The 20,828-nt window shown below is 46.2% G+C and carries 20 protein-coding genes; 15 read left to right on the forward strand and 5 right to left on the reverse strand.

The window, feature by feature from the left end; genetic code table 11:
* The first annotated feature begins 248 nt into the window (after nt 1–248).
* The 5 genes from MHB64_RS02540 (at nt 249) to MHB64_RS02560 (ending at nt 4,553) form a co-directional block, all read left to right on the forward strand.
* Nucleotides 249–452, forward strand: a complete 204-nt coding sequence (locus MHB64_RS02540) for a CsbD family protein (RefSeq protein WP_094874535.1) — start codon at nt 249–251, stop codon at nt 450–452.
* Between the two features lie 160 nt (nt 453–612).
* Nucleotides 613–2,025 (forward strand): ATP-binding protein, encoded by a 1,413-nt coding sequence (locus tag MHB64_RS02545; protein ID WP_341133648.1) that lies wholly within the window; start codon nt 613–615, stop codon nt 2,023–2,025.
* Between the two features lie 95 nt (nt 2,026–2,120).
* A complete protein-coding gene (locus MHB64_RS02550) occupies nt 2,121–3,395 on the forward strand; it encodes an MFS transporter (protein ID WP_094874810.1) in 1,275 nt (424 codons plus the stop codon).
* 19 nt (nt 3,396–3,414) lie between these two features.
* Complete coding sequence (locus MHB64_RS02555) at nt 3,415–4,080, forward strand: oxidoreductase (protein WP_094874809.1); 666 nt, start codon at nt 3,415–3,417, stop codon at nt 4,078–4,080.
* Between the two features lie 92 nt (nt 4,081–4,172).
* Nucleotides 4,173–4,553 (forward strand): RidA family protein, encoded by a 381-nt coding sequence (locus tag MHB64_RS02560; RefSeq protein WP_076285938.1) that lies wholly within the window; start codon nt 4,173–4,175, stop codon nt 4,551–4,553.
* An 81-nt stretch (nt 4,554–4,634) separates the two neighbouring features.
* Here MHB64_RS02560 and MHB64_RS02565 read toward each other — a convergent pair whose 3' ends face one another.
* Nucleotides 4,635–5,408, reverse strand: coding sequence for a tryptophan-rich sensory protein (locus tag MHB64_RS02565; protein WP_094873954.1), 774 nt, complete (start codon nt 5,406–5,408; stop codon nt 4,635–4,637).
* A gap of 502 nt (nt 5,409–5,910) precedes the next feature.
* Between MHB64_RS02565 and MHB64_RS02570 the strand changes: the two genes are divergently transcribed.
* Together MHB64_RS02570 and MHB64_RS02575 are read left to right on the forward strand one after the other, a co-directional pair.
* Entirely contained in the window at nt 5,911–8,997 is a 3,087-nt protein-coding gene (locus tag MHB64_RS02570) for a DEAD/DEAH box helicase (protein ID WP_341133649.1), read from the forward strand.
* A gap of 32 nt (nt 8,998–9,029) precedes the next feature.
* Nucleotides 9,030–9,833 carry a hypothetical protein gene (locus tag MHB64_RS02575; protein WP_341133650.1) on the forward strand — a complete coding sequence of 268 codons (804 nt, stop codon included), beginning with the start codon at nt 9,030–9,032 and terminating at the stop codon, nt 9,831–9,833.
* Between the two features lie 100 nt (nt 9,834–9,933).
* Here the strand turns inward: MHB64_RS02575 and MHB64_RS02580 are convergent, their stop codons facing one another.
* Nucleotides 9,934–10,608, reverse strand: a complete 675-nt coding sequence (locus MHB64_RS02580; RefSeq protein WP_256990013.1) for a GTP pyrophosphokinase — start codon at nt 10,606–10,608, stop codon at nt 9,934–9,936.
* A gap of 305 nt (nt 10,609–10,913) precedes the next feature.
* On the opposite strand from MHB64_RS02580, the gene MHB64_RS02585 reads away from it, so the two are divergent.
* The 4 genes from MHB64_RS02585 to MHB64_RS02600 are packed head-to-tail and all read left to right on the forward strand — an operon-like array spanning nt 10,914 to nt 13,509.
* Nucleotides 10,914–11,696 carry a zinc ribbon domain-containing protein gene (locus tag MHB64_RS02585; RefSeq protein WP_094877493.1) on the forward strand — a complete coding sequence of 261 codons (783 nt, stop codon included), beginning with the start codon at nt 10,914–10,916 and terminating at the stop codon, nt 11,694–11,696.
* 33 nt (nt 11,697–11,729) lie between these two features.
* Nucleotides 11,730–12,548, forward strand: a complete 819-nt coding sequence (locus tag MHB64_RS02590) for a TrmB family transcriptional regulator (RefSeq protein WP_094873964.1) — start codon at nt 11,730–11,732, stop codon at nt 12,546–12,548.
* Nucleotides 12,549–12,570: 22 nt separating this feature from the next.
* Nucleotides 12,571–12,873, forward strand: a complete 303-nt coding sequence (locus MHB64_RS02595) for a hypothetical protein (RefSeq protein WP_094873966.1) — start codon at nt 12,571–12,573, stop codon at nt 12,871–12,873.
* Nucleotides 12,874–12,915: 42 nt separating this feature from the next.
* A complete protein-coding gene (locus MHB64_RS02600; RefSeq protein WP_094873968.1) occupies nt 12,916–13,509 on the forward strand; it encodes a xanthine phosphoribosyltransferase in 594 nt (197 codons plus the stop codon).
* 100 nt (nt 13,510–13,609) lie between these two features.
* Here MHB64_RS02600 and MHB64_RS02605 read toward each other — a convergent pair whose 3' ends face one another.
* The 3 genes from MHB64_RS02605 to MHB64_RS02615 form a co-directional block, all read right to left on the reverse strand.
* Complete coding sequence (locus MHB64_RS02605; RefSeq protein WP_341133651.1) at nt 13,610–14,566, reverse strand: diacylglycerol/lipid kinase family protein; 957 nt, start codon at nt 14,564–14,566, stop codon at nt 13,610–13,612.
* A gap of 110 nt (nt 14,567–14,676) precedes the next feature.
* Nucleotides 14,677–15,015, reverse strand: coding sequence for a DUF4870 domain-containing protein (locus MHB64_RS02610; RefSeq protein ID WP_094873972.1), 339 nt, complete (start codon nt 15,013–15,015; stop codon nt 14,677–14,679).
* 92 nt (nt 15,016–15,107) lie between these two features.
* Nucleotides 15,108–16,124: a serine hydrolase domain-containing protein gene (locus tag MHB64_RS02615; RefSeq protein WP_094877490.1), complete on the reverse strand. Its 1,017-nt coding sequence runs from the start codon at nt 16,122–16,124 to the stop codon at nt 15,108–15,110.
* A gap of 469 nt (nt 16,125–16,593) precedes the next feature.
* On the opposite strand from MHB64_RS02615, the gene MHB64_RS02620 reads away from it, so the two are divergent.
* From MHB64_RS02620 to MHB64_RS02635, 4 genes are all read left to right on the forward strand, one after another.
* Nucleotides 16,594–16,782 carry a hypothetical protein gene (locus MHB64_RS02620; RefSeq protein ID WP_042123803.1) on the forward strand — a complete coding sequence of 63 codons (189 nt, stop codon included), beginning with the start codon at nt 16,594–16,596 and terminating at the stop codon, nt 16,780–16,782.
* A 398-nt stretch (nt 16,783–17,180) separates the two neighbouring features.
* Nucleotides 17,181–18,227 carry a cytochrome c oxidase subunit II gene (coxB, locus tag MHB64_RS02625; protein WP_042123804.1) on the forward strand — a complete coding sequence of 349 codons (1,047 nt, stop codon included), beginning with the start codon at nt 17,181–17,183 and terminating at the stop codon, nt 18,225–18,227.
* A gap of 127 nt (nt 18,228–18,354) precedes the next feature.
* Nucleotides 18,355–20,202 carry a cytochrome c oxidase subunit I gene (gene ctaD / locus MHB64_RS02630; RefSeq protein WP_094874004.1) on the forward strand — a complete coding sequence of 616 codons (1,848 nt, stop codon included), beginning with the start codon at nt 18,355–18,357 and terminating at the stop codon, nt 20,200–20,202.
* Nucleotides 20,199–20,825, forward strand: a complete 627-nt coding sequence (locus MHB64_RS02635; protein ID WP_094877489.1) for a cytochrome (ubi)quinol oxidase subunit III — start codon at nt 20,199–20,201, stop codon at nt 20,823–20,825. Before ctaD ends, MHB64_RS02635 begins: the two co-directional genes overlap by 4 nt.
* The last annotated feature ends 3 nt before the right edge of the window (nt 20,826–20,828 follow it).

Consider the following 20,828-nt stretch of genomic DNA (forward strand, 5'->3'; position numbering starts at 1 on the left):
AGGGCATTTTAGCATATAGATCAGATAAACCCATGTGAAAAAAATCACTTAAAAAATTAAATGTTTAATTTATATCTAGATTGTATCAAATTTTAAAGGGTTTGAATACCTTTTTTTAAACTATTATTTGACAAATTGTGACTTTCTATAGATTAGGTAAGATTCATGGCGAATAGGACAGGGTAATGTAACGATAACACAGGTTAGAATTCTACCCTATTTAATTCAGCTAAGGAGATGAGCATATAATGGACAACAATGTGTTTAAAGGAAAATGGAAACAGCTCAAAGGCGAGGCCAAAAAGCAATGGGGCAAGCTTACAGATGATGACCTTGATGTGATTGATGGTGAAAAGGATAAGTTAGTAGGTAAACTACAAGAGCGTTATGGCCATTCGAAAGAAGACGCGGAAAAAGAGTATCAAACCTGGGGACGTTCCTACCGCGATTAAATCAAATTAGCTTATATCCAAATATAAAATGCATAGGAAGAGCGCAAATCGTATACGATTTGCGCTCTTCCTATGCAACAATTAGGTGTGCAAAGGTTAAGCTATGGTATTATTGTGAGATGAAATCTGTAATTTATCTTGTGCAGGTAGGAGCAAAATCATGGGGTATCTTAAAATATTTTTCGGGAATACCGCAATTCTTATAGCCGTGGCCTATTTGGCTAATCTGATCTATAAACATACCATTTCGAATGCAAGTGTAGGAATAAAGAAGGCCAGCTGGGTGATCCTGGCGATCTTTGCTGGTTGGATCAGTACTCTTTTTGGTTATAATCTGGACGACCACGTGATCTTTGATTTGCGGTTTGTACCCCTAATCATCTCGACGCTAGCATATCCTAGACCCATCACGCTTATATTAATCGGTATAGGCACGGGGCTTACAAGGTTAACTTTTGGAGTGACAGAGGCAGCGATTGCAGGAATGCTAAATCTTTTTATTTTGGGAGTTATTTGCGCGGCGCTTAGCTACTGGGTCAGACGCTCAACCCTCAGTATTGTGAATCAAGGTTTGATCGTTATTCTAATTGTTAATCTTATGAATGCCATAAACATTATGTTGTTAGGCGTTATCCCTGTGGAAGAGTACATAAGAGAGATTATGCCAATTACGTTCCCGGCGGGGCTGATTTTAAGTATTTTGTTCTCATTAATTATCCGGGATTTTCAACTCGGTCTTCTAAGGAATGAGCAGATCCAGCATGCTAACGAACAGTTGTCTGCTCAGACTGAAGAATTACATAAGAACAAGCTTGATCTTGAAGAGCGTGCTAATCAGTTAATGATGGCGTCCCAATTCAAGTCGGAATTTCTAGCCAACATGTCACATGAACTTAGAACTCCACTGAATAGCATCATTAATTTATCGCAATTAATTGAAGAAAATGATGATTCGCTTACGGAAACAGATATTAGAGAGTATGCAGCCATAATCCATCGTTCGGGTGATGAGTTATTGATGATCATCAGCGATATTCTGGATTTGTCCAAGGTGGAGGCCGGTCGGTTAGATATTATAAATGAAGAATTAAATGTTAGCGAGATTCCAGATTTGCTGGCTATGCAGTTTGCTGTAACCGCCAAGCAAAAAGGACTGGAATTTAACATCTCTATGGATAAGAATGTCCCTCTAATGATTCATTCCGATCCACATCGAGTGCAGCAGATTTTGCGTAATTTGCTTTCAAATGCTTTTAAGTTTACAAAGACAGGTTACGTATCGCTGCATATCCGCGAGCAGGAATGTGGGGAAGGGGATAACGTGCAACGTTGGCTTGTATTTGATGTGAAGGATAGTGGCATAGGAATCGCACCGGAGAAGCATGCCATGATCTTTGAGGCCTTTCAACAGGCTGACAGAACGACTAGCCGGAAATATGGTGGAACAGGACTAGGACTTTCCATTAGTAATGACTTGGCCAGATTGCTCGGCGGGTTCATTTCTATGGAGAGTAAGGAAGAGAAGGGGAGTCGATTTTCGCTTCATTTGCCCCTTGAAGCGGATAGTGAATAAAGCTCCAATATTATTTGTTGATTTGGCGTATTGACAGTAGATTGATGCGGAGTAGAATGAAGCCAATGCCGCATCAAAGGAGTGTTACCGCCTCTATGGACAACATGGAAAATAAGCATAAGGTTACGGTTTCAAAACGTGTTCGTAAACCTTCAGTGCATCGCAGAAATTTGCGAATAGCTACGTTGGAAGGTGTGCCGTCAACTATTTTTCAGGTACTGCTGCAAGGGCAGTTCCTAACAGGATTCCTGCTATATTTAGGAGCCTCCTCTAGTCAAATTGGATTTGTGCTAGCGCTTACTACATTAGTTAATGTGGCACAGATTGGTGTAGCTTTTCTGATTCAGAAGCTGCCAAGTCGCAAATGGGCCATGGTTACTTTTATCGGTCTGCACAGGATACTTTGGGGTTCTACGGGACTAATCCCGTTTATTTTTCCTAAAGAATATTGGGTCATCGCATTTATTGCTTTATATACCACTGCCTTTATTGCGAATACTGCTGGTGGTGTGCTGTGGAGCTCTGTGATTAGTGATCTAGTTCCCGCACGGGTACGTGGACGTTATTTTGGGATTCGTAACACTGTCCTGAATGCACTTGGAAGTTTGGTTATGTATGGCGGAGGTATTATTCTGGACCGCTATCCCGGGGGTCATGGTTTTCTGATTCTATATATTGTTGTGTGGATCTTCTCGATATCGAATGTCGTAGTATTCTTTTTTTATCCGGATGTGCCATTCGAGAAATCAGAAGAGCATAAATTTTTACCCATGTTTAAGAAACCGCTCAAAGATACATTATTTATGAAGTCAACCTTGTTTCTGGCTGCTTGGCTATTGTTGCAGAACCTAACGGTTCCACTATACTCTTATGTCATGTTGCAGTTACTTCATATTAATTATGAAACGTTGTCATTGCTTAATGTGTCCCAGACCGTGTTTATGATGGCTAGCTTCTACGTTTGGGGCAATCTAAATGCGAAATACAGCAATAAGCGACTGTTATTCTTTACTTTGCCGATTATTGCGTTGTCCTCATTGATGTGGGGACTCTTGTCTGTGATGCCGATGCTGCTGGTCTTATTTGCGGCCCATATCGTTTTTGGTGTTGGTGTAGGCGGTTTCAACCAGTTGGCCTTTAACTTTATTATTGGAGACACGCCGAAAAAAGAACGGCCGATGTATATGGCCACCTATGCGGCGCTTACCGGGTTATCATCCTTTTTTGGTCCGCTTATTGGCGGTCAGCTCTATGAAAAAATAACACACTGGCCGCAATGGACTCAGGTATACGGTATGCAGCTAGTGGTAGGGACGCTGATGATTGCACTTGCGTTTCTGCTAGGTCGTCGTATTCTAAAGGACGAATAGAAGTAAAGCAGGTTATTCCTTGTTAAGAATAGCGATGGTATTAGGTGCCACCGGATTGGTAGGCAAAGCGGTTACGGAGGAATTGTTAAATCGTGATAGCTGGGAAGAAGTAAGAGTGCTTGTACGGACACCGTTAGCCATAGAACATCCTAAACTTAAACAAATCGTTGTAGATTGGGAGAACTTAAGAAACTATACAGAGTCGTTCGAAGGGGTACATTCCATCTTCTGTTGTTTAGGGACTACAATAAAAAAGGCGGGTTCACAAGAAAAGTTTGAACGAGTTGATCTACACTATCCGCTTGATGCTGCAGCGATAGCTAGAGATCAGGGTGTTAAACAGTTTTTGGTCGTCTCTTCAATAGGGGCAGATGCGAAGTCGCGTAATTTCTACAGTCGGACAAAGGGAAGAGCGGAAGAAGGTTTAACCGCTATTGGATTCCAAGGGATGCATATATTTCGCCCCTCCTTGCTACTAGGCCAACGTGAAGAATTCAGATTAGGGGAAAGAGTCGGAGCTAGTTTGATGAAAACGCTGGATTTTGTAATGGTGGGTAAGGCGGCTAAATATCGTGCCATACCTGGTACGACAGTCGCAAGAGCTATGGTTAACATTGCGTCTGCGGATACTCACGGATTACATATTTATACGAATGAAGTGATACATGTGATTGGGAGACGCTAAGCTTTCTGAGTCTCTAATAAATTTGCATTAAGATGAGAACAGGACTTACAATGGACAATAAATGATCAGCGATAATGGAGAGGGGTAGTAAGATGAGCAAAAAACAAGTAGCTACAACAAAAGCACCCGGAGCAATCGGTCCTTATAGTCAAGCTATAACCACTGGTAGTTGGGTATACACTTCAGGACAACTTGGTCTGAATCCGGAAACGGGTAATTTGGCTGAGGGCGTACAAGAACAAGCGCGACAAGCGCTTAACAATGTACAAGCTATTCTTGAGGAAGCTGGTGCAACACTAGACCATGTAGTAAAGACAACCGTATTCTTAAAGGATATGAATGATTTTGCGGCCGTTAATGAGGTTTATAGCACCTTCTTTAAAGAACCTTATCCTGCCCGCAGTGCTATTGAGGTTGCGCGTCTGCCTAAAGACGGACTTGTTGAGATTGAAGCGGTAGCTCGTAAGAAATAAGGAGTTATCCTTTGCACTTTTTTTTATTAATATACAAAATGGCGGGCTAAGGTGGATAACCTTAGCCCGCCATTTTATATATTAGAATCTAGGACTACTGTACCTGCTGCGGCGAGGTGTAAGCACTAGCCAGATGCTGTAGAGCAGCAGGATGCCTGCTGTAATTAGGCCAGTTAAATAGACATTGCTGGCCTCTTTTTGTTCCAAGGCAATCGCGATGAAAGCCCATACGAATACGAGTGGATAGATGCTATCTCGGTAAGGATAGCTGACCACAACCGCAAGCAGAGTCCCCACGCAGAGCAGGATAACGGCCCAAGTGCTACCGCTAAGGCCCCAACCTTCCCAATGATTCTTCTCCAGAACAACGCTGACGTTCACGATAGTGGCCACAGAGATCCAGCCAAGGTATATACTGAAGGGCAACTTTACAAGCCAATTCTCGCCTGGAGTAGGATTTGCAATCAGGCGTGTTTTTCGATAAATGACAATTAGTGTGATTAACATCAGCACCATAGCAACCAGAGAAAGCTCGATGTATAAATACTGCCAGAGGAAGAGCCAGCTCATATTAAAAATACAGCTCAGAACAAACCAGAACTGAATCGCCCTCACAGAATCTCTAGAGGCTGTATAGGAGCGGAATTGATAAATAACGAAGCCGGCTAGCAGTAGATAAATCAGTGACCAGATGGAGAAAGCATAACCAGCAGGGGTCATGTAGGTATGATATTTGTCGGAAATTTCACCGGTGCTGTTTCCACCTAATGGCAAGGTCACTGAGAGTACATTGACAATAATCACACCTAGAAAGAACAGAAGATTCCACCACTTATAAGGATTATAACGTCTCAAAGAATTCACTCCCTAGCTTTTTTAATAGGGTAATACCTACTTAAAATATACCCGCTTTCAGCACAATTAAGACTATAAACAAGAAAAGAAGTGACTAGTCAGTCATAATATTCATGGATAGCATGGTAGTGGTGAAGGGTATTTTACGATAGTGGCTAGAACATTTGTTAAAAATATGCTGAAATGAATCAAATTTCATAGGTGTTTCTATGTACTTCAACTTTATTTGCATAAAAATCTACAGAAAATATGCAGAAACGTTTTTAAATCAGCGCTTTTTCGTATAAGATGAAGAGATGAAGATTCAAGAGCAGATAAGTTTTATCCTAGTTCTTTATCCTTATATTTCTTACAGGAGTGTATCTCATCTCTAAAAGGATGGAGAAACTACTTCTACTTGTATAGCTTCAAAATTTTATTTCTCGTGAAAAAGGTTGCAGTTACCACCTGATGGTGGCGGACTGGTTCTTTTTTTGCTTGCTTAAAAGACAGGAGATCACCGATGACTAAGCATCTTTATGCAATATGGTTGGGGGATGTGTTATTTTGCTTCTCTGGCGAAACTTCGGAGCCGAAGGTTGACGCTTGGACCCGAGTGGTGAAGCGGCTGGAGCTGCAGGGAGGAGTTCGCCCTTTTGCGAGTGCTGCTCTGCGGCTCGCAGAAGTGAAATATCCGGCTCCTCCTGTAGAGGGGAAGCCGGCACGCCGTGGATTGCCCGGAAGAACATTTGAAGGGCTCGCCTTAGTCCCTAGCGATGCATTTGAACTGCTTCTGGCATGGGATGAGTCGTTATGCCGGGATCAGGGAGTAGAGCCTGGCGGCGAATTGCGCTATTGGGCGGCAGCAGCTCGTTTTGCGCTGGAATTGATGGGTACAGGAGGCGTTACGCCTGGAGCCTTGCCCCCACGTCCGGTAGGTTCACGCCGGCGTGGTGGTGAACAGGCAGCAACGGTCTGCTGGTCACCAGCTTTTCGAAAACAGGAGGATCAGGAGATCTTTCTGCAACTAGCGGCTTCCATGCCAGTATTGGCACTCGGGACACATATCGCTGAGGCGGGTGACTTATCCTCGCGGGAAGAGGCTGGCGCCTATGTGCTTTACTCCTTTATGCAGGCGGTAATGACTGCAGAGATAAAGAAAGTGATTGCGGGTATTGAAAGTGAACTTACCCCTTACAAAGCTAATTATCGCCGGGGTTACTCCCCTTTAACTGAGCTGTGGTGGAATAGTCTTCTTACAGGCAGCCGGGATATACCCGTGCAGGGAACTCAAGCAGAAGTGGCAGATCTTCTGGCTACCGTGAATGAGACAGCTGGTAGCGATGTGCCGCAATCAGAACCTGTAGAAGCACGGAGTGGACAGTTGGGTCTTGGGCTACGACTTGAGCCACCTGGAGATCATGATGAAATTTGGCGTTTAACCTTCTGGGCGGAGAACAAGGAAGAAGGGGAATTCTGGATTCCGGCAAAATCGATTTGGAGCAGTAAGGAACGAGAGTTTATGTTATGGGGGAAACGCTATCGCAATATACAGCAGCAGCTTCTTATAGCGCTGGGCCGAGCGGCAAGAACCTCTCCAGATATAGAGCGTGCTCTTTCTAAGCCTGCACCTACGGGAGCGGAATTGGAACCAGAGCGTCTTTATTTCTTTTTGAAGGAGACGGTGCAGCAGCTGCGTGAGCGTGGAATAACCGTGCAGATGCCATCGCGCTGGAGCCGTGAGGGACGCCGCCGGATTGGCATGAAGATGAAAATGCAGCCGGTAGTGAGCGGGATTGATAGTCCTGCTCCAGTGGCTCTTGGGATGGAAGAGCTGATTTCATTTCGCATTGAAGCCTCACTTGGGGAGAGTACAATCAGTGAAGAAGAACTAAACGCACTGGTGGAGGCTGGCGTACCTTTTGTACGTTTCCGCGGAGAATGGATTGAGATAGATCCTAAAGAAATTCGCCAGGTTCTTAGATATATGAAACGCCATGAAAATGGGGAAATGACCGCAGCCGATTGGATGCGTCTAGAAGCTGAGGATGGTGAAGAGCGGCTCTGGAAAGGGATGTCGGTCACGGGGATGGAAACATCCGGACTATTGTCATCGCTGATGCGGGGTGACATATTGCGTAATCTTCCAGTGCGTCCCGTACCTGAAGGTCTGCACGGCACCCTGAGACCTTATCAGGAGCGTGGCTATCAATGGCTCTCCGTTCTCAGTGGTCTGGGATTTGGGGTATGCCTGGCCGATGACATGGGTCTCGGTAAGACGGTGCAGGTCATTACCTGCCTGCTGGACCGCGCTTTAAGTGCCCCACCTGAAGAAAAGCAGGAGCCTGTGCTGATTCTATGTCCAACCTCACTTTTGGGGAACTGGCAGCGGGAATTGCAGCGCTTTGCGCCTTCGCTTAAAGTTCACATTCATCATGGTGGACGCCGCGTGCGGGGGGATAGCTTTTTAGAACTGGCTGCCAGTCATGATATTGTATTGACGACCTATCATTTAGCGGGTCGTGACAGCGAGGATTTAGCGAATGTTCAGTGGTCCACCGTGGTGCTGGATGAAGCTCAGTATATTAAGAATCATCGGACGAAACAGGCGCAAAGTGTGATGAAGCTATCAGCGCCGCATCGCATAGCTATGACGGGGACACCAGTAGAGAATAGATTAGGCGAGTTATGGTCTATTTTTCACTTTTTAAACCCGGGCTATTTAGGGACCTACCATTCCTTCCGGCAGCGTTATGTATCAGGAGAGGGTGGAGAGCGACTAAGGGAATTGCATCGCTTGGTATCACCATTCTTGTTGCGCCGCTTGAAAAGCGATCCGGATATTTCTAAAGATTTACCGGAGAAGCTGGAGCTGAAGTCTTATTGCCCGCTGACGGAAACACAGGCAGTCCTATATCAGGGTGTCGTGGATGAAATGCTTGGCGTGATCGGAGAGAGTAGCGGGATGGCTCGCAGAGGACTCGTGCTGTCTTCTCTAACGAAATTGAAGCAGATTTGTAATCATCCTCAGCTATTCCGCAAAGAAGAAGGCAGGGGTCCGCGAAGTGAGCATTCCGGTAAAATGGAGGTCATGTTCGAGATTCTGGATAGCATTGCGGAGGTCGGAGAATCTGCGCTGATCTTTACTCAATATGTAGCAATGGGTGAGCTCTTGGTTAGCAAGCTGACTAAGCGTTATGGAACAGCACCGCTGTTCTTGCACGGCGGAATTCCAAAACGGGAGCGCGACGAGATGGTTCATGATTTTCAAGAGGGAAAAGGGCCATCCTTCTTCGTACTTTCTTTAAAAGCGGGTGGCGTAGGGTTGAACCTTACAAGAGCTAATCATGTCATCCATTACGACCGTTGGTGGAATCCGGCCGTTGAGAATCAGGCGACAGACCGGGCATTCCGAATTGGTCAGGATAAGAATGTTCAAGTGCATAAGTTGATTTGCCAAGGAACGTTGGAAGAACGTATTGATGAATTGATTGAGCGTAAAAAAAATCTTTCCGAGCAGGTTGTTGGCTCTGGCGAAACATGGTTGACTGAAATGTCCAATCATGAGCTGAAGGAACTTATTGAACTGCAGGATCAGGACTGGATGTAAGACAGATATGAGTGTTACGGAGGGATCGAACAATGAGTGAACGGTTAGAGATGCGGCTGGAAGTTGTGCCTGGATTAGTAAAGGCAGCATGGACGATGCTACCTGGGAAAGTGACAGGAGGGTCTCGGTCGAAGGGTGAATTGAACGCCAGCGCGCCTGCTCAGGAACAACAAGCGGATCGACCTCTCTCTCTGAAGGTTCCGGTATGGCATGCTTCCCGAAGAAAAGAAATTTTACGAAGTCTGGCACTAAGTCCTGGGGAAGTATTTGCCTTGCTGCAAGGGCGTTTGACGGGTGAACTGGCAGAGCTTGAGCTTTTACCTACGGATAGTGAGCTGGAGCAAGCCCTTTTTGAGGGTGAAGGTGTGGAGTATAAGGCGGAGACTTTGAAGCTTATTAAAGAACGTCTTGCTGAAGAGCCACTGCTGGCACTTTCGCTCAGAGGATTTACTAAGGGAGAGCTCTTGGACGGGATTTTTGCCCTTTGGGCTGAAGGGGATATTTCTAGCGGCGAAGCTGAAACAGAGGGAGAAGAAGCCTCGGTTAGTGATCTTTCTACTGAATTGGCTCGGCTTGAACGCAAGGGTCCGGCCATTTCCTCTGGAGAATGGCTGGCAGAAGCGGCTGCTGAAGGTTCGCTACATCAGCCTGGGCCACAGTTCCATGAGATTGCGGCTAGACCTTTTCCTTCGCCGGTAGTAGTAGCTGAAGTTACAGAAGACTGGGGAGCGTTGCTACCGCAGACACCTAAAGCCATTGAGGGATTAACTTTGATTATGCAGCGGGTTGCAGAAGCGTCTGCGCGTCGGGCGAATAAGAGTCTGATTAAGCGGTAAGTGAAAATACGAAAGAGGCTGTCTCAAAAGTAGTGAATGCTACTCTTGAAACAGCCTCTTGTTTTGCCTAATTATCTAACAGAGTTTCTGGTTAGTTATTCTAATGCTGACCAGCAGGAGGCGATTCTCCTTCTGAAAGCTCTAGAATCTCGCGGCGAAGACGAAGCATTTTTTGATCTAGTTCATCAGCGGCACGCGCGGCTTCTTTTAGTTCATCAGCGACATGGGAAGGCAACTGCTTATCGAATTTATAATACAGAATATGTTCCATGCTTGCCCAAAAGTCCATAGCAAGGGTACGCAGCTGAATCTCAGCCTTGACCCAGCGTGTTCCTTCCAACAGGACGAGGGGGATACCGACTATAAGATGAAGACTTTGATATCCGTTTGGTTTAGGATGAGCTATATAATCTTTAATCTCAAGCACGCGGATGTCTTCGCGTGTACTAAGATGATCTACTAAACGGTATATATCTTTAACGAAGGCACATACAATCCGCATTCCGGCAATATCGTGAATGTATTGCTCCATATTTTCCAAGCTGAAACCGTAGCCTTTACGCTCCATCTTTTGAAGAATGCTCTTTGGTTCTTTAATCCGGCATTTGACATGTTCGATAGGACTAAAGCCGTCGCGGGATTGCCATTCCGTCTTGATCACATCAATTTTATTCTGAAGATCATTTAACGCGTGGCGATAGAGTGCTGGTAAGGCTTCGAACTCGTTAACCAGTTTGGCGAAATCCTCGTTGCTGTTACCTTGCCACTGTTGCAGATCCTTTACGTGTACCTGTAGCTGACTAAGCGTAAGCTGTGTGCTCTCATGTTCTTCCACTGAAACTCTCCCGATTTCGTTATTTGTGATAATTCTATTTTAACCGATGTAGAACCCCTGACGCAAAATTACATTCAAAATCAGGAAAAATAATCCATAAGTGTAAGGGATGAGTGGCTTAAATCAATTAGTATGGATTTTATAGGAACATTCTCCTCTAAATCGCGTATTAAAGCACATTAATGAATCTACTCGATACATTTGGTATGATAGAAACACGTATCGCTGGAGAGGGAGGAACTGTAATGAGTTTTATCAAAAAAATTAAAGATAGCGCGAGCCGGGTTACCGAAAAAGCCCAAAACTCAGTAGAGATCGGCAAGCTGAACGGACTTATTTCCGATGTTGAACAAGAGATGGAAGTTGAATTTACGAAAATGGGCAGACTTTTTTATGAAGGATATCGTTCAAAGGATATGTCGGTTGCTGAAGGTAAAATGGTGGAGCTGTCCCGTAACTGTTCCAAACTTCAGGAAAAAATCGAAGTCCTGCGGACACGAATTGCTGAGCTGAAAAATGAGCGGTTATGTCCATGTGGTCATATTGTGGCGCTTGATGCAAACTTTTGTCCGAAATGCGGAAGTAAGCTGGAGCCATTGTCCGCTTCGAGAAAGGTGCCTTCTACACCGGTATTTGTTCAATCTGTGAATGAAGATGATGAAGATCAATATTATGGCGCAGATGAGCTTACGGATGAAGAGAAGGAAATTGCAATGAAGCTGCACCCGCAGAGTGTCGTATATGCTGAAGTTCAGCATCTGGATGATGAGCTGCCATTTGAAGAATATAAGGCGAGCGAACAAGATATTGAGCGGGAACGTAAACAAGCCGAGCAGCTGGAACGGGAAAGAAAAAGACAACTTGAACTAGACCGTCGCTTCGGCGAATGGCACAAGAATGAGCATCAGGAGGAATCTGCGGTCACTGAGGACAATGGTGTACGAGATATGATCCAGTGCCAAATCTGTCGGAACGAATTACCTAAGGGCTCCTTATGGTGTCCGCGATGTGGGTCAGAGCAAATATAGAACGGATTTCAGTCAGCTTAGGGGGACAACAAGATGGAACAGCTGCTGCTGCATCTGCGCAATCTGGGCTTCACGGAGATGGAGTCCAAAATTATGGTAGAGCTTGCGACAAAAGGTCAGGCTTCTGGCTATGAGGTTGCCAAACAGCTCGGAGTTTCAAGATCGAATGTGTATGCGGCGTTACAACGCCTTACACAGCAGGGATATGTACGATGTGGCGAAGGAGAACCTGCGCGGTACAGTGTTCTCAATCCAGAAGAGCTCGCGACCATGATCTCGGGACGGGTACAAGCTTCACTGGCTTATATGGAAAGTGAGATGCCTCGCGGTGGACCTGTTAGCCCATCGTTTTATAATGTGGAAGGTGACCGCAATGTATTGGGCGCTCTTATTCGCCAACTTAATATGGCTGAGCAAGAGATCGTAGTGGATATGTGGCGTGAGGAAGCGTCACTTCTGCGGAGTGAACTTGAACAGGCGGAGTTGCGAGGCGTTAGACTCTTATGGGCGTTTGACGGTGGCAATGCTGCTCCTGCCGCCTATCCGGTATGGCCGCCTCTCGGAAGAGATTCTCAGCGAACAGATGGACGGAAATTTTCATTCGTGATTGATCGGAGCTGGTGTATGCTCGGGATGCGCTATGAAGATGGATCGGCGCAAGCGGTTGTAACCGAGCACCCGGTCTTAGTAGATCTGCTATTGAATCATTTTGCACAGGAAATGGTGTTGTTCGAGCTGGAGCAGGATATGGGCGCAGAATTAGAAGAGCGCTACGGCGAACGTTACAGCAAAATTCATGGCAAATATGTGATGCATGATCAAAGTGATGATGGGGAAAAACAGGCGCAGTAGCTATTATAGGGAGGTGAAAAGCATGGAATGTATCGTACATTTTGAAGTGGTGCATGAGGATGGTCCGAAGAAATTGCGTGGACTTCTGTTTCTGGATAAGGGAGCAAGTCCCGGAGAAGCAGAGCTAGTTGAAATGTTCAAGGACATGAAATTTAACGTGAGACTGGAAGACCGCGAGAAATTGATTTTTAAGCCGGTAAATCCGGGCGATTTCGTGGAGATTCGAATTACGGGTTATGATAACGGGCAAGAAAAGACCAAAGATGATCATAATTTAAAATCTATCGTTGGAAATTTATTACCACAGAAACCGACAGGTCTTTAAAGTGGGAAGAAAGGTTTCATTGATGGGAGAAGGAGGAGCACTATGGAGCTGTTGAGACAAAAAGTGTTGAAAGAAGGAATTGTACTCGGGCAAGGCGTGCTCAAGGTAGATTCTTTTCTGAATCATCAGATGGACCCCTTCCTAATGCGTGAAGTTGGCCGTGAGTTTATCCGCCGTTTTTCCGGCGAAGAAATTACGAAGGTACTGACGATTGAATCTTCGGGAATTGCTCCGGGGATTATGACGGCATTAGAGCTGGAGGTTCCGCTGATTTTTGCCCGTAAGCAGAAATCGTTGACGCTGACAGAGGATATTTATGTAGAGAAGGTATACTCCTTCACGAAGAAAGAAACGAATGAGATTACCGTTTCGAAGAAATTCATTGCTCCGGGTGAGCGGGTTCTGATTGTCGATGATTTTTTGGCGAATGGCGAAGCCGCCTTCGGACTTGCTCGTATTGTTGAGCAGGCAGGAGGAAGTGTGGTTGGGATTGGTATCGTGATCGAAAAAGCGTTCCAGCCAGGGAATCGGCTTCTGCAGGAAGCTGGCTACCGGGTAGAATCACTCGTGCGGATCGCTTCCCTGGAGGACGGAAGAATTTCTTTCGTCGAAGAAGAGGAAGGGCTACTCAGCTAAGATTCTTTAGTGTAGATTCGATGAAGTTAACAAAAAAACAGCAAGAGACAAGGTTGATAAGCCTGTCTCTTGCTGTTTTTTTGTGATGCACCGGTATGGCTTACCCGTTGCCACCGCATGCCGCTGCAGGATCGGCGTGGTGCTGCGCGCTAACCGCCGCCAGCGGCGAGAGCACCCGCAGCGTTCCTGGCTCGCAGCGTACGGCAAGCGGCCCTTTGCCGAAGCTCTCGCCATCGCCGATCGCTGGCCGGGCCTCTGCGAAGTTGACGGCTACGCTACGTCCACGCAGCATGGACACGAAGGGCAACGCTACATGCTTGCCCTTCAGTACCGTGGGGAACAGCCGCAGCAGTTGCCCGCGGCTGCACCCATGCACGACGCAGACGTCGAGCTGGCCGTCATCGGCCTTCGCCTGCGGGCAGATCAACAGCCCGCCGCCGTAGCTGGGCAGGTTGCAGACCGAGACCAGCCATGCCTTCTCAAAGACGTGCTCCGTCCCGTCGCACGCAACACTCACCCGGCATGGCTTAAACGTCATCAGCGTATGCAATATGCCGATGATATAAGCCAGTTGGCCTGCGCCAATGGCATTGCACAGCCGTTTGTAACGGCTGGCATTCACATTCTCGGCCACCTGAGCATCAAAGCCGTTGGCAACGGCTGTTAAAGTCAGTCCGTTTGCGCCTGAGATCAGATCGGCTTCGATATACCGTTCGCTAAGTGCAGCTTCCAGCGCGGCTTCAGTCGAAAGCGGAATGCCGAAGCCGCGTGCGGAGTCGTTACCGGAGCCGGCAGGGATGATTGCCATGGGAATGTCCTTGCCACGAAGGGCACCCAAAATGCTGTGCAGCGTGCCATCGCCGCCGATTACAATCGCGGCTTTCCAGTCCTCGCGGTGTTTAATTGTATTTAGAACAAGGGCTTCTGCACCCTCTTCGCTATGCGTAAACAAGGTCATATATGGCAGCATCCGCTCTTTTATGAGCGCCTCTACAGTATGCCAGGTCCGTCCTCCTGCGCCCCCGCCGGAGCGTGGGTTTATGATGATTAGATACATTTAAATTCCTCCAGCCTGTAGAATTCCGTGATGCCCGTCTTTCCATTGTAAGGAGTGGAAGGGCAAAAGGGAATACTTTTCAGCGATTAGAGGTGTTCCTTCAGTGGTGTTTATAGATGTCGAATCTGACTTTCCGCTACATCCCCAACCCAAGGAAGCTTATACCATCTGCTACTTAAAGCTTGATAGATCATAAGTAGCCATATAGCAAAACTGCAAAGAGAAAGGATTGCACTCATTAGGGCGCCAAGGAAAGGGATAAATCCGGTTAGAACATGGAGAATCATCAGCACGCCGAACGTAAGCAGTGATTGCAACGCGTGGAACAGCACGAAGCGGTTGCGTTTCTCCAGAGCGAGAAAGACCACGCCGCCGATAAAAGGGAAAAAATAGCACAGCGCGCCCGCAATATTATCGGGCAATCCGGTGGATGATTTGAAAGGGGACAAAGGGCTCACTCTCCTTCTACTTGGAGAAGAAGGGGGTTAGTTCACTACTCCTTCTTCCTTAAAAGCCTATGACTTGTCAGGAAAAAGTATGTTTAGCTCATTGTGGGTATAATATACTTTTCGAGCAGCTTGCGGGGGCTCTTCCAATTGTTTGTCTTACTCTCTGCTGTAAAGACCACAACCGCATCTAACTTAGGTAGGAGAAGGATTTGCTGTCCACCATGACCGTGGGCAAGCTTGTAGGGTTGGCCGCTCATCGTACCCACCCAGAACTGATATCCGTAATCTCCAAAAGCCGGGTATCCGGTAGTCTGTGCGGTGAGTGCTTCTTGGAGCCAATGCTTCGGAATGATCTGCTGCTTCGCAAATACGCCGTTATTAAGCAGACAGATTCCAAATTTAGCCATATCTCTTGAGTTCAAGTACAGACCAATATGTCCCATACTATGACCTTCGGGACTCGGTAACCAAGCCGTGTGAGTCATTCGGAGAGGGCTAAATAAATGCTCAGCAGCATAAGTAAACGCATCTTGACCTGTAGATTCACTTAAAATCATCGAAATCAAATGGGAGTCGATACTACGGTATTGAAATTGACCGATATGTTCCGGAATTATGTTCATACTAAGAGCAAAGGAACCCCAGCGGCGACTACGATGGAGATTCCGGACGAAGGGCTCCCCAAGCTTCTTGCCCGTGATCCAGCTAAATCCGGAAGTCATGGTAAGCAGATGACGGAGAGTGATTTTTGATAAATGAGGGGAGTGTAGGTATGGAACATGTTTACGAAGTACCTTGGAAACCGAGACATCGATATCAGGGATATCTCCCCGATCGATAGCGATTCCGGTAATTGTGCTGATAAAGCTTTTAGTCGCAGATCGAAGATCATTTAATGCCCCGGCATGATGGTTTCCGTAATAACGTTCAAAGATGAGCTTGCCATGGCGAGCAATAAGCATACTATGCATCTTTGGATATTCTTTCTGAATAGCATAATCAGCTTGTTCAAGGCCTTCACGGCGCGTTGCAGTTTCCTCAGGTAGCGCGATAGTCATCGCGGGAACTACGTTATAGGATGAAGTCAGTAATGGTGTGGGTTGGCCCATAGGATCTCTCCTTTTCTTGCTGTGGTATGTGTTAGGTGTGGCCTGCTATAGAGCATAATGTATTTTAACCCGACACGAGCAATATGACTTACGAAGAACATTATAAAAAATAAAAATTTTCCAATTAGCACATTTTACAAGGAAAGGTGGAAGTTGGACCGGAATATGATACAATATAACGATAAGGCCCGAAAGGGGTGATTCAGTAAGTGGCTCTTCGGGTAATAAAAGTGTCAAGGAGCTTTCGTTCAACAGGCGTCCTTACTCTCAGCCCAAATCACGACGAACCTGCTTCACCGGCGAACCAGTATCTCAAGGCTTTGAAGCTTTGAATTTTACGTTTTGGCGGATAATGCAAGCCACGTATGTGTAATGGTTACTTCACTTGCATTCGAGGTTACGGCGTACTTTTCATCATGCATTCTCTACAACGGAGCATTCATTTTCAATGTTTTGGGAGGGAACGATCATGGCAAGTAAAGGTCATAACGAAGTCAAGGAAAGTTTACGGGAAATGACACGTATTTTCCGGCCCAAAGATCCCAAGAAATTCGTAAAGGAGTACGTCCGAAAATATCGGATTACCGGAGGCTATGAAGAAGAACTGACCATGGTCGTGGAGCATGAGCTGGTAAAGATGAATTCATCCGTCTCCTAGCTAACAGATACGAGTGTCACTTACTTTTGACATCATTTTGAGTAATAACATCCACGAGGATTCTTATAAACCGTGCCCGAGCAGCGTTTGTTGCAGGAATCGGTTTTTTTTGTATGTACATTTATGAATAAGAAATATCGTCTCTCATAAAATAGTCAAATGAATTAATAGACACATTTCGAAATGAATGCGCTTTAATGATCATTTTTTATTTGATTGCGTTTTCAAAAAATGCGCATAAATGCAGGTAGGACAAGGAATTATTATGTCGAAAATTACAATGTGAACTAGTTGTGAACGATTGACAAAACTTTCCCTTAAACTTATATTAATAGTGATTGTTATAATTGACAGAAAAAAACAGGAACCTACGAAATCGGGAAAAGCGGGGTAGATCAATGATGAAAACGTGGCAAGCTGTAAAGCGACTCCTTCCCATGACCGCTATGTTTGGTCTCTTTCTTGCCGGGTGCGGCCGTGAGGACTTGTCAGTACTCAGACCACAGGGTCCTCAGGCGGAAATGTCTTATGGATTAATGGAGCTGTCGATCAGTATTATGATCGTCGTGTTGCTGATTGTCTTTACGATTGCAGCTTATGTACTGATCCGTTTCCGTCGAAAGCCGGGTCAGAATGAAATCCCTGAGCAGGTTGAGGGTAGCATCAAGCTTGAGATTCTCTGGACGGTCATTCCGCTTATCCTCGTAGTGGTACTGGCAGTTCCAACGGTGAAAGCAGTGTTCGCCGCAGGAGATGATCATGCCAATGACAAGGATGCGATTAAGGTTAAAGTAACCGGCCATCAATATTGGTGGGAGTTTGAGTATACCGATTACAAGGTGACTACAGCGCAGGATCTGATTATTCCAGTAGGCAAAGATATTGCTTTTGAACTGGAGACTAAAGACGTGCTGCACTCCTTCTGGGTCCCTTCTCTTTCCGGTAAAATTGACACCAACCCAGCCGGGACGATTAACCGCTTCAGCTTCAGTGCACCTAATGAAGGCGTTTACCGTGGCAAATGTGCGGAACTATGCGGGCCGTCTCATGGATTCATGGAGTTTAAGGTGAAATCGGTTAGTGAACAAGATTTTCAGAAGTGGATAGATTCGATGAAAGCACCCGTAGCTGTGCTGCCAGAGGATCCTGCTTTAGCTGAGAAGTTCAAAGCGGCGTGTCTGACTTGCCACGCTGTAGGTGATCAAGGGATTAATAATGCGCCGAACTTGACCGGAATTGGTTCTCGGGAGTCGATTGCAGGAATCCTGCTCAACGACGACACGAGGGAGGATGGTGCGCCAATTGAGGAGAATCTCAAAACATGGCTGCATGATCCACAATCCGTAAAACCGGGCAATCTGATGCCTAACCCCAAAGATCTAGGCCTAAGTGATGCGGAGATTGATGGCATTGCTGAGTATCTGGCCAACTATAAGCTGGACTAATGCCTTAGCCTAAAGGCGGGCGGAACTTTCGAAAAAGGGGGTACGAACTTTGGCTCAAGCAGCGCATACCTTGAATTCATCCAAGCCTCTGGGGCATGGCCACAGTGTGAAGCGCCATACAGGACTTATGGATTGGCTAACAACCGTCGATCATAAAAAAATCGCAATTTTGTACCTATGGGCCGGAGGATTATTTTTTGGTATCGGTGGAATTGAAGCACTTCTGATTCGCTGGCAACTCATCAAACCAATGAATAATTTTTTGGATGCCCAAACGTTTAATGAACTTATTACCATGCATGGTACGACGATGATATTCCTCGGCGTCATGCCAATCATCTTCGCCTTAATGAATGCTGTCATACCGCTACAGATCGGTGCACGTGATGTAGCCTTTCCTTTTCTAAATGCACTTGGCTTCTGGACCTTCCTGTTCGGCGGAATTCTACTGAATCTCAGCTGGATAATGGGTGGCGCTCCTGATGCCGGATGGACCTCCTACACCCCACTATCTACGAGTACATACAGCACTACACACGGTGTAGACTTTTATACGATTGGTCTTCAAATTGCCGGATTAGGTACCCTCATCGGGGGGATTAACTTTCTAGCCACGATCATTACGATGCGCGCGCCGGGAATGACCTACATGCGGATGCCGATGTTTGCTTGGACTACATTTATTACTTCCGCAATTATTTTGTTTGCATTTCCGGCAGTTACAGTAGGATTAGTACTGCTGACATTCGACCGGATACTTGGAGCCAATTTCTTCGAGGTTGGGGCTGGCGGTAATCCGGTGCTCTGGCAACATATCTTCTGGATATTTGGGCATCCAGAAGTATATATTCTCATTCTGCCTGCCTTCGGAATTATATCGGAGGTTATCCCGACTTTTTCGCGGAAGCGACTGTTCGGGTATAGCTCAATGGTGTTCGCTACCATCCTGATTGCCTTCCTGGGCTTCATGGTTTGGGCTCACCATATGTTCACTACCGGACTTGGACCAGTAGCTAATGCGTTGTTCTCTGTATCGACGATGTTGATTGCGGTTCCGACCGGAATCAAGATTTTTAACTGGTTGTTCACGATGTGGGGCGGGCAAGTGCGTTTCACGACACCAAACCTGTTCGCGGCAGGATTCATTCCTACCTTTACGATGGGTGGCGTCACTGGCGTCATGCTGGCTTCTGCGCCTGCTGACTTTCAGTTCCATGATACGTATTTTGTTGTAGCGCATTTCCACTACGTTATTGTGGGCGGATTGGTGCTTGGCCTGTTTGCAGGTCTGCATTACTGGTGGCCGAAGATGTTTGGTCGGATGCTAAGTGAAAAGCTGGGCAAATGGACCTTCTGGACATTTATTATCGGATTCCATCTGACATTCTTTGTACAGCATTTCCTTGGACTTATGGGGATGCAGCGCCGGGTATTCACGTATTTGCCGAATCAGCAATTCGATTTGCTGAATTTAGTCAGTACAATCGGTGCTGGATTGATGAGTGTTGGCATGATTATCTTCTTGGTCAACATCTTCCTGACTTCAAGAAAGCCGGCGGATGCAGCAAATGATCCGTGGGAGGATGGACGTACACTAGAATGGACGATTCCTTCGCCGCCACCGGAATATAACTTCAAGCAAACCCCGCTTATCCGTGGGATTGATGCATTCTGGAAAGAAAAAATGGCAGGAAATAAAGGCATGACTCCGGCAGAACCGGTCGGCTCGATCCATATGCCGTCTGCAACTATATTGCCGTTTACTATGTCTGTTGGGATTTTCATCGCTGGACTTGGCTTCATGTTCAGTCGGGACGACTTCGGCAACGCCTTTATGAGCTTTATGTTTAATAATTATATCGTTACAGCCATCGGTCTTATCATTACGTTTGGATCCATGCTGTTGCGTTCGCTGTATGATGATCATGGATGGCATATTGAACCTGAAGAGCTGGAAGGAAGTGAGCGGACATGACAACGGCACATGCAGAAGCTTCTAAGGAAGAATTTCCTCACGAGCCGGAAAAAGCTACGCTCGAAGGACGAAACAAGGTTCTTGCCTTTTGGTTGTTTCTAGGTGGGGAAGCGGTATTGTTTGGCACGTTGTTCGCTACGTTCCTCGCATTGCGTAATCAGACGAATGAGGGGCCATCGGCGAATGAACTGTTTCACTTGCCGCTTGTAGCTGCTGCGACATTCATTCTTTTGGTAAGCAGTTTGACGAGTGTGTTCGCTATTCAAGCGATGCATAGAAACCGTCCGGCTGTGCTTCGTAACTGGCTTTTGGTCACTGTAGCCTTAGGGCTTGGTTTCCTGATTCTGGAGATCTATGAGTTTACTCAATATGTGAGACACGAAGACTTCGGAATGACTACAAGTGCATTCAGTTCGGCATTCTATACATTAGTAGGATTCCACGGTGCGCACGTAGCTTTCGGGATTGCATGGATCTCCATCCTGATCGGGCAACTCATGCGTAAAGGATTAACCGTAGTTACTGCACCAAAAGTGTATGTGTCAGCCATGTACTGGCATTTTATTGATGTGGTATGGGTCTTCATCTTTACGGTTGTATACCTACTTGGAAAGGTGGGCTAGACA

It is taken from the genome of Paenibacillus sp. FSL K6-2859 (assembly GCF_038008265.1).
Taxonomy (GTDB): Bacteria; Bacillota; Bacilli; order Paenibacillales; family Paenibacillaceae; genus Paenibacillus_AQ; species Paenibacillus_AQ nitricinens.

What these genes read in the sequence shown, in the direction of transcription:
- MHB64_RS02585 (WP_094877493.1), top strand. Translation starts at nt 10,914, where the DNA reads ATGAGTTTTATCAAAAAAATTAAAGATAGCGCGAGCCGGGTTACCGAA.
- MHB64_RS02575 (WP_341133650.1), top strand. Translation starts at nt 9,030, where the DNA reads ATGAGTGAACGGTTAGAGATGCGGCTGGAAGTTGTGCCTGGATTAGTA.
- MHB64_RS02550 (WP_094874810.1), top strand. Translation starts at nt 2,121, where the DNA reads ATGGACAACATGGAAAATAAGCATAAGGTTACGGTTTCAAAACGTGTT.
- MHB64_RS02615 (WP_094877490.1), bottom strand. Translation starts at nt 16,124, where the DNA reads ATGGGCCAACCCACACCATTACTGACTTCATCCTATAACGTAGTTCCC.
- MHB64_RS02605 (WP_341133651.1), bottom strand. Translation starts at nt 14,566, where the DNA reads ATGTATCTAATCATCATAAACCCACGCTCCGGCGGGGGCGCAGGAGGA.
- MHB64_RS02635 (WP_094877489.1), top strand. Translation starts at nt 20,199, where the DNA reads ATGACAACGGCACATGCAGAAGCTTCTAAGGAAGAATTTCCTCACGAG.
- MHB64_RS02545 (WP_341133648.1), top strand. Translation starts at nt 613, where the DNA reads ATGGGGTATCTTAAAATATTTTTCGGGAATACCGCAATTCTTATAGCC.
- coxB (WP_042123804.1), top strand. Translation starts at nt 17,181, where the DNA reads ATGATGAAAACGTGGCAAGCTGTAAAGCGACTCCTTCCCATGACCGCT.
- MHB64_RS02595 (WP_094873966.1), top strand. Translation starts at nt 12,571, where the DNA reads ATGGAATGTATCGTACATTTTGAAGTGGTGCATGAGGATGGTCCGAAG.
- MHB64_RS02560 (WP_076285938.1), top strand. Translation starts at nt 4,173, where the DNA reads ATGAGCAAAAAACAAGTAGCTACAACAAAAGCACCCGGAGCAATCGGT.
- MHB64_RS02590 (WP_094873964.1), top strand. Translation starts at nt 11,730, where the DNA reads ATGGAACAGCTGCTGCTGCATCTGCGCAATCTGGGCTTCACGGAGATG.
- MHB64_RS02600 (WP_094873968.1), top strand. Translation starts at nt 12,916, where the DNA reads ATGGAGCTGTTGAGACAAAAAGTGTTGAAAGAAGGAATTGTACTCGGG.
- MHB64_RS02620 (WP_042123803.1), top strand. Translation starts at nt 16,594, where the DNA reads ATGGCAAGTAAAGGTCATAACGAAGTCAAGGAAAGTTTACGGGAAATG.
- ctaD (WP_094874004.1), top strand. Translation starts at nt 18,355, where the DNA reads ATGGATTGGCTAACAACCGTCGATCATAAAAAAATCGCAATTTTGTAC.
- MHB64_RS02570 (WP_341133649.1), top strand. Translation starts at nt 5,911, where the DNA reads ATGACTAAGCATCTTTATGCAATATGGTTGGGGGATGTGTTATTTTGC.
- MHB64_RS02540 (WP_094874535.1), top strand. Translation starts at nt 249, where the DNA reads ATGGACAACAATGTGTTTAAAGGAAAATGGAAACAGCTCAAAGGCGAG.